Origin of the sequence: Bradyrhizobium sp. OAE829 (assembly GCF_040546575.1) — a bacterium.
Classification (GTDB): domain Bacteria; phylum Pseudomonadota; class Alphaproteobacteria; order Rhizobiales; family Xanthobacteraceae; genus Bradyrhizobium.
The window spans coordinates 3590435-3602870 of the sequence record NZ_JBEPOE010000001.1 but is presented as its reverse complement, the minus strand read 5'-3'; the positions used below and the strand labels follow the sequence as shown (position 1 = coordinate 3602870).

General features: G+C 63.4%; 16 protein-coding genes. 8 read left to right on the top strand and 8 right to left on the bottom strand.

What is annotated here, in order from left to right:
• Positions 1 to 239 precede the first annotated feature (239 nt).
• Entirely contained in the window at positions 240 to 1472 is a 1233-nt protein-coding gene (locus ABIE49_RS17670) for an NAD(P)/FAD-dependent oxidoreductase (RefSeq protein WP_192735401.1), read from the top strand.
• A gap of 76 nt (positions 1473 to 1548) precedes the next feature.
• On the opposite strand, the gene gstA is transcribed toward ABIE49_RS17670, so the two are convergent.
• Positions 1549 to 2163 carry a glutathione transferase GstA gene (gstA, locus tag ABIE49_RS17665; protein WP_192735400.1) on the bottom strand — a complete coding sequence of 205 codons (615 nt, stop codon included), beginning with the start codon at positions 2161 to 2163 and terminating at the stop codon, positions 1549 to 1551.
• A gap of 164 nt (positions 2164 to 2327) precedes the next feature.
• Here gstA and ABIE49_RS17660 point away from each other — a divergent pair, with 164 nt between their 5' ends.
• The 3 genes from ABIE49_RS17660 to ABIE49_RS17650 all read left to right on the top strand — a co-directional run bounded on the left by ABIE49_RS17660 (position 2328) and on the right by ABIE49_RS17650 (position 5043).
• Positions 2328 to 2816, top strand: a complete 489-nt coding sequence (locus ABIE49_RS17660; protein ID WP_192735399.1) for a MarR family winged helix-turn-helix transcriptional regulator — start codon at positions 2328 to 2330, stop codon at positions 2814 to 2816.
• Between the two features lie 96 nt (positions 2817 to 2912).
• A complete protein-coding gene (locus ABIE49_RS17655) occupies positions 2913 to 4283 on the top strand; it encodes a glutamate--cysteine ligase (protein ID WP_192735398.1) in 1371 nt (456 codons plus the stop codon).
• Positions 4284 to 4488: 205 nt separating this feature from the next.
• The gene (locus tag ABIE49_RS17650; RefSeq protein ID WP_192735716.1) at positions 4489 to 5043 is read left to right on the top strand and encodes a PAN domain-containing protein; all 555 of its coding nucleotides are present in this window, start codon (positions 4489 to 4491) and stop codon (positions 5041 to 5043) included.
• 90 nt (positions 5044 to 5133) lie between these two features.
• Here the strand turns inward: ABIE49_RS17650 and ABIE49_RS17645 are convergent, their stop codons facing one another.
• The 4 genes from ABIE49_RS17645 to tldD all read right to left on the bottom strand — a co-directional run bounded on the left by ABIE49_RS17645 (position 5134) and on the right by tldD (position 8408).
• Positions 5134 to 5706, bottom strand: a complete 573-nt coding sequence (locus ABIE49_RS17645) for a nucleotidyltransferase family protein (protein WP_192735397.1) — start codon at positions 5704 to 5706, stop codon at positions 5134 to 5136.
• A 42-nt stretch (positions 5707 to 5748) separates the two neighbouring features.
• Positions 5749 to 6087, bottom strand: coding sequence for an MmcQ/YjbR family DNA-binding protein (locus ABIE49_RS17640; protein WP_192735396.1), 339 nt, complete (start codon positions 6085 to 6087; stop codon positions 5749 to 5751).
• 111 nt (positions 6088 to 6198) lie between these two features.
• Positions 6199 to 6981, bottom strand: coding sequence for a signal peptidase I (gene lepB / locus ABIE49_RS17635; protein WP_354066863.1), 783 nt, complete (start codon positions 6979 to 6981; stop codon positions 6199 to 6201).
• Complete coding sequence (tldD, locus tag ABIE49_RS17630; RefSeq protein WP_192735395.1) at positions 6981 to 8408, bottom strand: metalloprotease TldD; 1428 nt, start codon at positions 8406 to 8408, stop codon at positions 6981 to 6983. The genes lepB and tldD overlap by 1 nt, the downstream gene beginning before the upstream one ends.
• 89 nt (positions 8409 to 8497) lie before the next feature.
• On the opposite strand from tldD, the gene ABIE49_RS17625 reads away from it, so the two are divergent.
• A complete protein-coding gene (locus ABIE49_RS17625) occupies positions 8498 to 8992 on the top strand; it encodes a GNAT family N-acetyltransferase (protein ID WP_192735394.1) in 495 nt (164 codons plus the stop codon).
• Positions 8993 to 9040: 48 nt separating this feature from the next.
• On the opposite strand, the gene ABIE49_RS17620 is transcribed toward ABIE49_RS17625, so the two are convergent.
• Both ABIE49_RS17620 and ABIE49_RS17615 read right to left on the bottom strand, forming a co-directional pair.
• The gene (locus ABIE49_RS17620; RefSeq protein ID WP_192735393.1) at positions 9041 to 9223 is read right to left on the bottom strand and encodes a hypothetical protein; all 183 of its coding nucleotides are present in this window, start codon (positions 9221 to 9223) and stop codon (positions 9041 to 9043) included.
• 93 nt (positions 9224 to 9316) lie between these two features.
• Positions 9317 to 9742, bottom strand: coding sequence for a winged helix-turn-helix transcriptional regulator (locus ABIE49_RS17615; protein ID WP_192735714.1), 426 nt, complete (start codon positions 9740 to 9742; stop codon positions 9317 to 9319).
• Between the two features lie 128 nt (positions 9743 to 9870).
• On the opposite strand from ABIE49_RS17615, the gene ABIE49_RS17610 reads away from it, so the two are divergent.
• From ABIE49_RS17610 to ABIE49_RS17600, 3 genes are read left to right on the top strand one after another with little or no spacing between them, the layout of a single operon-like run.
• A complete protein-coding gene (locus tag ABIE49_RS17610) occupies positions 9871 to 10263 on the top strand; it encodes a DoxX family protein (RefSeq protein WP_192735392.1) in 393 nt (130 codons plus the stop codon).
• Positions 10264 to 10287: 24 nt separating this feature from the next.
• Complete coding sequence (locus ABIE49_RS17605) at positions 10288 to 10791, top strand: DsrE family protein (RefSeq protein ID WP_192735391.1); 504 nt, start codon at positions 10288 to 10290, stop codon at positions 10789 to 10791.
• A 36-nt stretch (positions 10792 to 10827) separates the two neighbouring features.
• Complete coding sequence (locus ABIE49_RS17600) at positions 10828 to 11439, top strand: TlpA family protein disulfide reductase (protein ID WP_192735390.1); 612 nt, start codon at positions 10828 to 10830, stop codon at positions 11437 to 11439.
• 33 nt (positions 11440 to 11472) lie between these two features.
• Here ABIE49_RS17600 and ABIE49_RS17595 read toward each other — a convergent pair whose 3' ends face one another.
• On the bottom strand, positions 11473 to 12009 hold the full coding sequence (locus ABIE49_RS17595) for an invasion associated locus B family protein (protein ID WP_192735389.1): 537 nt from the start codon (positions 12007 to 12009) through the stop codon (positions 11473 to 11475).
• Positions 12010 to 12436: the final 427 nt, after the last annotated feature.

Genomic DNA, 12436 nt, shown 5'->3' with positions numbered 1-12436 from the left:
AACAAAAAGGGCCGGATCCATCGATCCGGCCCTTATTTTGTGAATAGATTTTTGAGCGAGCTCACGCGACCCGGCGTGGCTTGAGCGTCAAGCGCCATTCTGCGCAGGGCATCCGCGCCTTTTCCACTGTCGCGATCTGGTGCAGCTGCTCGTAGATTGGTTGAAGCAGGACTTTGAAGCAGGACTTTGAAACAGGACTTGGCGACAGGTCGCTGACGTATGCAAAGGTGATCGCAACAATGCGAAGCGTTATCGTTCTCGGCGCCGGAATGGTCGGGGTCACGACCGCGCTGCAGTTACAGCGCCGCGGCTGGTCGGTCGTGCTGCTCGATCGCAATCAGCCCGGCCGCGAGACCAGCTACGGTAACGCCGGCTTCATCCAGGCCGAAGCGGTGCGGCCCTATCCGATGCCGCGCGATCTTACGACGCTGGCGGCGATCGCAACAGGGCGCGCCAACGATGTCCATTACCGCGTAAAATGGCTGCCGCGGCATCTTGGTCCTTTGCTGCGGTACTGGTGGCATTCCGCTCCGAATCGGCACCAGCACATATCGCAGGCCTATGCGCGGATCATCGCACGGGCGACAAGCGAGCATGACGTGCTGATCCGGGAAGCCGGCGCGGACAATCTGGTGCAGCGAAGCGGCTATCATTCCCTGCGCCGCACCCAGGCTGCGCTGGATGAAGTGGCGCTGGTCGCCGAGACGCTGGCTAAAGAATTCGGTGTGCGATCGGAAATTATTAGCCCGGCACAGCTTGCCGCGGCCGAACCCGGGCTAAACGAGACCGGGGCGGGGGCTGTTCACTGGCGCGACCCATGGACGGTCTCGGACCCGGGCGGGCTCGTATCGGCCTATGCCGATCTGTTCACACGCGCAGGCGGCACCTTCGTCAACGGGGATGCGACCACGTTGGCGCCGGGTCCTGCCGGCTGGACGGTTCAGTCGGATGACGGCCCGATCGACGCCGAGGCGGCCGTGGTGTCGCTGGGTCCGTGGTCTCCCGATCTGTTGCAAAGGTTTGACTATCGTTTTCCGATGCTGCGCAAGCGTGGCTACCATCGGCATTTCACCGGGGGCGGAAGGCTCAATCTGCCGCTGCACGACCCCGAATTCGCATACGCCATGGCGCCGATGGCGAAGGGATTGCGGATCACGTCGGGCGCCGAATTGATGGGACCGGAAAGGTCGTCGCAGTCGCGCCAGCTCGAACGGGCGGAACAGGCGGCACGGCGGCTTGTCGATCTCGGCACCGCGGTGGAGGCCGAACCCTGGAGCGGGGTCCGCCCCTGCATGCCCGACATGCTGCCGGTCGTGGGGGCTGCACCGAAGCACAAAGGCCTGTGGATGCATTTCGGGCATGGTCATCACGGCCACACCCTTGGCCCCACCACAGGCCGCCTGCTCGCCGAGATGATGAGCGGCGAGACGACATTTACCGACGCATCAGCGTTCAGTCCGGCGCGATACTGATCGCGACGCCACTGACGAAAAACAAAAAGGGCCGGATCATCGATCCGGCCCTTCCTTCATTCGAATACGAAACCGCTCACGCCGCCTTGAGCAGGCCTTCCTTGGTCAGCGCTTCCTGCACCTTCGGGCGGGCGCCGACGCGGGCCTTGTAGGCCATCAGGTTGGAGAGATCAGCGAGATCCCATTTCATCCGTTCGGCCCATGACAGCATCGTGAACATGTAACCGTCGGCCACTGAGAACTGCTTGCCCATCAGGTAGTCTTTCCCGGCGAGTTCGCCATCGACATATCTGAACTTGCCCATTGCCCGGTCCTTGAAGAATGCCTTGGCGTCATCGGCGAGCAGCGGGCTGAACTGCGGGCCGATGTTCTTGTGCAGTTCGCTGTTGATATAGGTGAGCCAGGCCTGCAGCTTGTAGCGATCGGCATGGTCGCGGGTGGGGGCAAGATTCTTGTCCGCGGCTTTATCGGCGATCATCTGGACGATGACCGGGCCTTCGGTGACCAGTTCGCCGGAATCCAGCGCCAGCGCCGGCACCTGGCCCTTCGGGTTGACCTGCAGATAGTCGTCGCCGTTTTCCAGCTTCTTGGCGCGCAGGTCGACCTTGACCAGATCGTAGGGAAGACCGGCCTCCAGAAGCGCGATATGGGGAGACAGCGAGCAGGCGCCTGGCGAATAGTACAATTTCATTGGATTTTCTCCCTTTGGAAGTTCTTGCGCTTGGAAACCTTGGCTTGGGGCCGCGAAACGACTAAATGCATCTGCATGTAATAGTCAAGATTGATGCAGCTGCATTTAGTGCGGTACACTGACCTGTGACAGACACGTGACCTGTGACGGATACGGACCAGACCATGAAACGCAAACCATCGACCGAGGCGACCAACGCCTGGATCCGCCTGATGCGGGTGCAGAGCCGGGTGCTCGACGCCGTCGAGCACGATTTGAAGAAGGCGGGCTTCCCGCCGCTCGCCTGGTATGACGCGCTGCTGGAATTGTCGCGCGCGCCGTCGGGCGAGATGCGCCCCGTGGAGCTGGAGAAGCAGATGCTGATCCCGCAATACTCGACCTCGCGCCTGATCGACCGTCTGGTCGATGAGGGGCTGGCGGCGCGGCGCGAATGCAAGATCGACAAGCGCGGCCAGTTCGTCGAAATCACCGAGACGGGACGCGAGCTGCAGAAGAAAATGTGGAGCGCCTATTCGGCGGCGATCGAAAAACACGTCGGCTCCAAACTGTCCGACACCGACGCCATCAAGCTCTGCGGTCTGCTCGACCGGCTGGGCTGCTCCTGCAGCGAGGTCGGGGCGGCCGCTGTGCGAGACGGCGTTCCCGCCCGATGATACGCCTTCATCTTATCGTTTTTGCGGATAACGCTGTCCGCAATGCTCCCTGCCACACGGCGCGTTCGGTCGAATCGCCAAAGATCCGGGTTTTTCATGGCGCGTGACCAAATCGATATGACGCCGTTGCAATCGCGCGACGAACTCGTGGCGTGGCTGGCGGCCGGCGTGAAGCCGCCGTCGGAGTTCCGCATCGGCACCGAGCACGAGAAGACCCCGTTCACGCTCGAGGGCTATCACCCCGTGCCATATGAAGGCGCGCGCGGCATCGGCGCGCTGCTGGAGGGCATGCAGCTTCTGCTCGGCTGGGAGCCGATCATGGAGCGCGGCAACATCATCGGGCTGTACGACGTCACCGGCGGCGGCGCGATTTCGCTGGAGCCCGGCGGGCAGTTCGAGTTGTCGGGCGCGCCGGTCGAGACCGTGCACCAGACCCAGGCGGAGCTGATGGCGCACCTGGCGCAGGTGCGCGAGATCGCGACGCCGCTCGGCATCGGCTTTCTCGGCCTTGGTATGACGCCGTCCTGGTCGCGGTCGCAGATCCCCGTGATGCCCAAGGGCCGTTACAGCATCATGCGCAACTACATGCCGAAGGTCGGCCAATACGGCCTCGACATGATGTTCAGGACCTGCACGGTGCAGACCAATCTCGACTTCTCCTCCGAAGCCGACATGGTCAAGAAGCTCAGGGTGTCGGTGGCGTTGCAGCCGATCGCGACCGCCCTGTTCGCCAATTCGCCGTTCACCGAAGGCAAGGCCAACGGCTTCCTGTCGTTCCGTTCCGAAATCTGGCGCGATACCGATAATGCACGTTCCGGCATGATCCCGTGGGCGTTCGAGGACGGCATGGGTTTTGAGCGCTGGGTCGACTATGCGCTCGACGTCCCCATGTATTTCGTCAAGCGCGGCGACAGCTATATCGACGTGTCAGGCTCGTCGTTCCGCGCCTTCTTCGACGGCAAGAGTAACGCGCTCCCGGGCGAGCGGCCGACGCTGTCGGATTGGGCCAATCATCTCTCGACGATTTTCCCGGAAGTGCGCTTGAAGCGTTACCTGGAAATGCGCGGCGCCGACGGCGTGCCGTGGGGCCGTTTGCCGGCGCTGCCGGCGTTCTGGGTCGGCCTGTTGTACGACGACGCCACGCTGGACGCGGCATGGGATCTCGTGAAGCACTGGACGGCGGCCGAGCGCCAGGCGCTGCGCGACGACGTGCCGCGCTTCGGCTTCAAGGCCCGGATCCGCGACCGCTATCTGTTCGAGATTGCCCGGGAATGCGTGAAGCTGTCGCATGCCGGCTTGCGGCGGCGCGGCCGGATCGATCACCTCGGCCGTGACGAAAGCCGTCACCTCGAGCCGCTGGAGCGGATCCTCGAATCCGGCCGCACGCCGGCCGAAGAGATGCTGGAGAAATTCAACGGCGCCTGGGGCGGCTCCGTGGAACCGGCCTACAAGGAATACGCTTTCTAACGCATGATCCGGCAAAGCATGGCCCTGCACTTGATGCGGGGTGGGTACCGGTTTTCCGAGAAAGGTCATGCGCAAACAAAAGGATAGAGCGTGATGAGATCATCACGCTCGGCTCGTTGCCGCGTTTCCGGGCCGTTCATCCGCCGTACAGGTTGATGCCGCTCCAATGGCAATCTTCGGAACGCGCGCATTCGAAAGCAATCACATGGGCATAGGCCGCCTGCTCAGGGCGTGTTTGGTGACGCTCGCCTTTTTGGCGGCGGCAGCACCCGCGCGCGAGGCCGCGGCGCAGGCCAATTTCGACCGCCCCGGCGGCGATTATCTGAGCTCGCCGGTGATCTCGGGCGATCCGGCCGACTGCGCGCTGGTGTGCGAACGCGACAAGCGTTGCCGGTCGTGGAGCTTCAACTATCCGACCGACCTGACCAGCGGCGCGGTGTGCTGGCTCAAGAGCAACGTCCCGTCGCGTGTCCAGGACAGCTGCTGCGTCTCCGGCGTGCGCGGCGCCGGCGTGGTCGAGCCGAGGAACAGCGCGATCGAAACCTCGATCGACCGGTTCGGCGGCGACTACAAGAATTTCGACGTCAAGAGCAAGGACGGCGACGACGCCTGCAAGGCCGCCTGCACCGCCGACAATAAATGCCGGGCCTGGACCTATGCGCGCCCGGGCTATGCCGGCAAGGAAGGCCATTGCTTCCTGAAAAAAGACATCAAGCCGCCGCGGCGCAAGGCCGGCTTTACGTCTGGCGTGGTGCGGTGACCCGTAGCCCGTATGGAGCGAAGCGCAATCCGGGAACCCACGATCCGCAAAGAAAGTCCCGGATTTCGCTGCGCTCCATCCGGGCTACGATCATTCCGTCTCCGCCGCCAGCACCGTCACCTCCGGCCACAGCATCTTCCACCGCGCCGCCTTCTTCGCATAATTCGCTGCGGAAAAATTCGGGCCCGGATTGGGCCGCACGATCAGACCGGCAGCGTCGTCGAAACCATCGGGTGCGTAGACGTCGTAGCCATCGCGCGTGCGGCGGATGCCGATCTGCGTATTTCTCGTCAGAAACCGATCAATGCCTTCGGTCGAGCAGCGCAGCGGCGGGTAGGGCAGACGATGTTTTTCGCCGTACCAGAGATGGACGCGCGCCTGGTTGCGCGCCTCGACCTTGGCGTCGAGCTTGCGGAGCGCGTCGTGCAGGCGGCGGATCACGGCGTCCTCGGCCGCCCAGGATGTATCGGGATCGAAATAGAACACGTCGTAATCGTTGATGCCGTAATCGACATCGCGCCCGGTCAGCACGTTCCACACCGTCTGCACCAGGCATCCCGCCGCGATCCAGGCATCCGGCAGCGCCAGATCGTACAGTTTTTCGGTCATGATTTTGTTGGCGGGGTTGCGTAGCGCAAGGTTGAGGAATTCGTCTTGGGTCATGGATGCTCTTTCCACGTCATTGCGTCGCAACGACGGGATGATCTATGATTCGTCGTATTCCTTCACCGCCTTCTTCGATGCCAGCGTGCGCCAGTGCCGGCGCAGCAGCGGCTCGACGATGGCGCGCCTGGCCTTCGAGAGGCGGATCAGCACGATGGGATAATCGCGATAGTGGTCGGTGAAGTAAAAAATCTTCGGCTGGCTTTCGATCAGCATCTCGCGTTCGTCGAAGGGGACGCCGAACATGACGAGGCTATCGTTGTCTTCGCGCAGCCGCGCCAGCAGCTTCTTGCGCACCTTCAGCGCCGGCGTGCCGTGGGACGTGCCGTCCTCGACCTCGTCCCACAGCAGCGCGAACGTCCTGACGTCGTCGAAGGTCACGTCGTATGCCCCAGCAAATCGTAGCCCGGATGGAGCGAAGCGAAATCCGGGTCCACTCGCCCATGCAAGAGCCCCGGATTTCGCTGCGCTCCATCCGGGCTACGGGTCGCGTTAATGCACCGAGGTAAAAAACCGCGCCATGCGAAAGCCTGAGAGCCAGGTCCATACCGGCTGGCTGCGGATGCCGAGATCCCAGGAGCCGACCACGGCGTCGGCGCGGCCGATCAGATTGTCGATCGGCAACAGGCCCACGCCGCCGTCGCGCACCGCGACGCGGCTGTCGGCGGAATTGTCCCTGTTGTCGCCGAGCACGAACAGTTTTCCCGTCGGCACCGTTACCTCTGGCGTGTTGTCGAGCCGGCCGTTGTCGCGCATCTTGAAGATCGCATGCGTGACCCCGTTCGGCAGCGTCTCGACATAGCGATAGGCCTTTTCGCTGCCGCCTCGATCGTCTTCGGCTTCACCCACGCCATCCGGCTTCAAGGTCGCAGCATGGTCGTTGATGAAGAGCTGGCCCTGCCGCATCTGGATGCGGTCGCCGGGCAGCCCGACCACACGCTTGACCCAGGCCTGCGAGCGGTCGCCGGGCCAGCGGAACACGACGACGTCGCCGCGCTTGGGCGTCTCGCCGAACAGGCGGCCGGTTTCCGGCAGCGTGATCTGGATCGGCAGCGACGCCGCGCCGTAGCCATAGGGGAATTTCGACGCCAGCAGCGCGTCGCCGATCAGGAGCGTCGGCTCCATCGAGCCGGACGGCACGTAAAACGGCTCGGCCAGCGCGCCCTTGGCGACGAACACCACCATCACGATGGCGGCGAGTTGCGCGACCTGCGCGCGCCAGCCTGCAGGTTTTGCCGCAGGTTTTGCGACCGTGGATTCGTTCTCGCTGGTCACTAGCCGGTTCCTCCGACCGTAATGCGCTCCATCCGCAGCGTCGGCTGGCCGACGCCAACCGGCACGCCCTGGCCGTTCTTGCCGCAGGTGCCGATCCCGGTATCGAGCGAGAGGTCGTTGCCGACCATGGTGATGCGATGCAGGTCGGTCGGGCCGTTGCCGATCAGCATCGCGCCCTTCAGGGGCGCGCCGATCTTGCCGTTTTCGATCTTGTAGGCCTCGGTGCACTGGAACACGTATTTGCCCGAGGTGATGTCGACCTGGCCACCGCCGAAATTTGCGGCGTAGATGCCGTTCTTTACCGAGGCGAGGATTTCGGCGGGGTCGCGCTGGCCCGACAGCATGTAGGTGTTGGTCATGCGCGGCATCGGCACATGGGCGTAGCTCTGGCGCCGTCCGTTGCCGGTCGGCTTCATGTTCATCAGCCGGGCGTTCTGGCGGTCCTGCATGTAGCCGACCAGGATGCCGTCCTCGATCAGCACGGTGCGGTTGGTCGGCGTGCCCTCGTCGTCGATGGAGAGCGAACCGCGCCGCGAGGCCATGGTGCCGTCATCGACCACGGTGACGCCCTTGGCGGCGACCTGCTTGCCCATCAGGCCTGCGAAGGCCGAGGTCTGCTTGCGGTTGAAATCGCCCTCGAGCCCGTGGCCAACAGCTTCATGCAGCATGACGCCGGGCCAGCCGGCCCCCAGCACCACGTCCATTTCGCCGGCGGGGGCAGGAACCGATTCCAGATTGACCAGGGCTTCGCGAATCGCGCCGTCGGCGGCATCGCGCCAGGCCTTGGTCTCGATGAAGCGCGCATAGCCCTCGCGGCCGCCATAGCCCTTGCTGCCGCTTTCCTGCCGGTCGCCCTGGCCGGCGACCACGGAAACATTGACGCGCACCAGGGGGCGGATGTCGCGGTAGCTTTCGCCGTCGGGCCGCAGGATTTCCACCACCTGCCAGGTGGCGGAAAGGCTGGCCGTCACCTGCCGCACCCGCGGGTCCTTGTCGCGCACATAGGCGTCGATTTCGGCGAGCAGCTTCACCTTGGCTTCAAAACCCGGCGCATCCAGCGGATTGTCGTCGCCATAGAGTCTCACATTGGTGTGAGCGGGCGCCGCCGCAAAGTTGCCGGAATAGCCGCCACGAACCGCCGCGACCGCGTCCGCAGCGCGGATCAGCGCCGGCAGCGAGACGTCGGAGGAATGCGCGTACCCGACCGCGTCGTCCTTGACCGCGCGCAGGCCAAACCCCTGCGAAGTGTCGTAGGTCGCCTGCTTCAGCCTGCCATTGTCGAACATCAGCGCTTCGGTCTGGCCATATTCCAGGAACAATTCGCCGTCATCAGCGCCTTCGAGCCCGCGCGCGATCTCCCGGCGGACGGAATCGCGGTCGAGATTGGCGCGGTCGATCAGGGAGGTTGTAGCGGGGGAGTTGGTCATTACATTCAGTCCGTTGTCGGAGGGGTGCAACCAAGATAGTTGTTTCCTCGTAGTTTCGCGAGAGGCTGGATCAACACGTTGCAGGCACGATGGCTACGATCGAAATTGTTCCGATAACGCAAGGCCATATCGATAGCTTTCACCGGACCCTCGATATCGTGGCGCGGGAGCGGCGCTATCTGTCGTTCCTGGAGGCCCCCCCGCTGGAAGCGACGCGGGCGTTCATTCTCGACATTATCGAGCAGGGGTATCCGCAATTCGTCGCGCTGTCGGGCGGTGAAGTCGTCGGCTGGTGCGACGTGACCCCGAAGCCGAGGCCGATTTATGCCCATAACGGCGTTCTCGGCATGGGCCTTTTACCACAGTTCCGGGGCCGGGGCATCGGCAAGCGCCTGATCGCGCAGGCGCTCGGCGCCGCACAGGCCTTCGGGCTGCAGCGGGTCGAACTGACGGTCCGGGAAAACAACGTGAATGCGATCGCGCTCTATAAGAAGGTCGGCTTCGAGATCGAGGGCGTGCAGCGCGAGGCAATCCTGGTCGATGGCAGCTACGAAAACCTGATTCTGATGGGGCTGCTGTTCTAGCGGCAGGGCCAAGAAAAACCTGCGAAAACCTGACGACGCCCAATCAGATCAGGGCTGGTGCTGGCGGCGACCGGTTGCCAATCCCGATGCCGCGTCCCGCGGGGACTTCACACTGTGCTCGACGCGCACGATTTCAAACCATTTGCCGCCGGATACGATGTCGAGTTGCTCCCCGGTCAGCTCGCTGTTCGCAGCGTGTGCACGGGTCTCGAACGTACGGTCGTTCGTCATGATGGTTTTCCTCCGCGTTGATGGGGAAACCTATTGCAGGATGACCATTGCTCGGGCTGTGAGCGAGATCACTCAGTTCGCAATGACGGGAACCTACTTTGGCTGCGCCTTTTTGTCGGAAGAAGAACCCTTGTTGTTGGAAGAAGAGCCCTTGGGCTGCGTCGCGGTCGGAAAGCCGTGCTCCTGCGACCAGCGAAACAGTTCATCGAACACCGGTTGCAGGGCTCTCGCCGAGGGCGTGATCTCATATTCGACGCGCGGCGGCACCTCGGGATAGACCGTGCGCTTCACCAGTCCATTGGCCTCGAGATCGCGTAGCTGCGTCGTCAGCATGTGCTGGGTGACGCCGGGGATCGATTGGCGCAATTCGCCGAACCGGTGCTTGCGCTGGACCAGTTGCCAGAGAATGTCGCCCTTCCATTTTCCGGCCAGAACGCCCAGCGCACGATGAAATTGCTCCAGCACCCCGCGCTCGCACGGTTCCGGGGCGGCGATATCCTTGCTTTCTGCAATAGTCATCTTTTTCATACTACCTCACAAAAAGCATCCTACTTGTGCTTTTCATCTTACTCCCGAATTTTGTGTCTCGAAAGCCTTCGCGGGGTCGGCCACGGCGCTGAACTGCTGGAACATATCGGGAGCGACCAATGTCACTTGCTGTTGCATCGGCGCCACCGCGCTGGAAGTCCGCCGGTCTCTGGGTCGTCAGGGGATTGCTGGCCCTTGCCTTTGCAGGCGCAGGCGCCGCCAAGCTCTATGGCGTGCCGATGCTGGTTGAGTCATTTCAGCACATCGGCCTTGGTCAATGGTTCCGCTATTTGACCGGGGCGCTGGAAGTGCTCGGGGCCATCCTGATCCTCACGCCGTCGCTGGCGGCCGTCGGCGCCGTGCTGCTGATCTGCATCATGATCGGCGCGACCGTCACTCATCTCTTTGTGGTCGGCGGCTCGGCTGTGCCTGCTCTGGTGCTGTTGGCACTGAGCGCCGTCGTCGCCTACGCCAAGCGCGGCCAGATCGCATCGCTTGCCAGTCACTTGTGAACAAGCATTTGTGAGGCCGCCGCCATGCGCTTTTCTCGCCGCGAATGGACGATTGCCGCGGGTCTTATCCTGGCCTTCGTGGTGCCGCTGACCGTGACCCTGTTGCTGACAGGATCGGAGGCGGCGAGCCCAAAGCCGCCGGCGAAGCCCGCTCCGGTCGCGATGCATCGGCTGGTGCTGCCGATCAACACCGATGATCCCACCACGATGCGGGCGCTGATCTCGACCTCGCTCAACCTTCCAAAATACTACCAGGAGCGGAACGAGGCGTTCACGATCGAAGTCGTCGCCTACAATGCCGGCGTTCACATGCTGCGCGCCGACACTTCGCCGGTAAAGGACATGCTGCGCATCCTCCGGACGGTCAATTCGAACATCCGCTTCGTGGTCTGCGACGCCACCAAGCTCGGCATGGAGCGCCAGGAGGGACGTCCGGTCATCCTGATCGATGGCGTCGATATCGTGCCGAGCGGGCCGGGGCGCATCATCGAATTGCAGGAAGCCGGCTGGTCCTACATCCGATCGTGATATTTGGATTCAGAACTGCACAGCGGAGTATCCGACATGACCTCGCCCCGCAGCCCGACCCGCCGCAGCTTTGTCGCGGGGATCATGGGCGCGGCCGCCTCGCTTGCGATACCGCCCCTGCCGGGACGTGCCGCGGCCGGCGGGCCGCCGCCATTCGCCACCGCCCGGCATCAGTTCACGCTCGTTCGCGGCGCACGGCCGGTCCCGCCGGTCCCGATCCCGCGTCTCGGCGGAGGGGTGCTCGATTTGCAGTCCTTCCGCGGCAAGGTGGTGCTCGTCAATTTCTGGGCGACCTGGTGTGCAGCCTGCCGCACGGAACTGCCGATACTGGATCAACTCGCGGAAAGCCGCCGCGCCGACCTCGCCGTCGTCGCCATCACCACCGATCGCGATCGATCCGTGGTGCCGCCGTTCGCCAAGAAGTTGAAGCTTCGTCATCTCGGAATCGGCTTCGATCCCGGCGGACTGGTGGGACGTGCCGGCGCAAGCGACGGTGTCGACACGCCCTTCGCGCTGTACGGCATGCCGATCACCTTCCTGCTCGGCGTCACCGGGCAAGTCGAAGGCTACATCACGGGTGAAGCGGACTGGCTCTCGATCGAGGCGCGCCGGCTATTCGACTACTACACCGGCGCCGCGCGCGACTAAGCGAAGCGGATGTTGAGGCGGCGCCCCGGTGCCTCACGGCAGCTTGTCGTATCCCTCGCCGATCCCGTTCAGGCTGAGCGGGAAGCCGATGCCCTCTTCCGGGGTCTCGAAGATAATAAAGGTCGCGGTCTTGGCGGTGCGGAGCTGGCCGAGCAGTTTTTCGTCCATCACGACTTCGGCAACGCAGCCATTGGGCAGGCAGCGGACAAAACCGGCGCGGCCGACGTCCTGGTTGTCCAGTTTCAGGCCGAGCCCGGAGGGCAGCAGCACGCCCAAGGGGGCCACCACCCGCATCAGTTTGCTCTTCTGGTCGGCGGTCTTCAGCACGATCACGGTGAGGCCGGCGTTGGAGCGGTCTTCGGCTACCACGCTCTGGATCAGGGCGCATTGCTCGCCCTGAGCCCCCGGGGGGGTGTCGCAGCGGATCTGCCAGTCGCCATGGACCGAGCGTACCGCGCCCTGGGCGCTGGCAACCTCGGTCAGGCCGAGCAGGAGTATGGTGGCGAGCAGTCCGCCCAGCCAGCGGCCTGGCCCTGGCTTGCGTCCTGCCTGATGTTTTGAACGCCTCATCCGGGTCGATCCTCTGAATGATTACTCGGACTGATACGTAATGACGGCGCCTTGAAGGCGGTCTTTCGCTAAATCTCGAAGCAATTCCCAAGCCTGATATCAAGCCCGATGCGAAGCCGGGAAGGGTGCTTCAGCGGCGAATCAGGTCCCCGCGGCGCACCCTTCCTGTGCGTACATCCAGTAATCCGCCTGTCAAGCGGCGCAGCTGGACAAAAAGGCGGATTTTGCCTGATTCACCGGGAAAACCTGACATGCAGAGATTAGCCGGTGACGCATGGCTTTGGTCCCCACTACTGCATTGCGAGAGCCTGCGAATTATGGTTTGAGAGGCTGGATTTCGAAGCGTTCTAGCGATCTGGCCCCGGTACTTTTGAGGTGTGCTCCCAAGCCACCTCCGGCGGGCTGTTTGTAGGGGCGGATCGTGCGG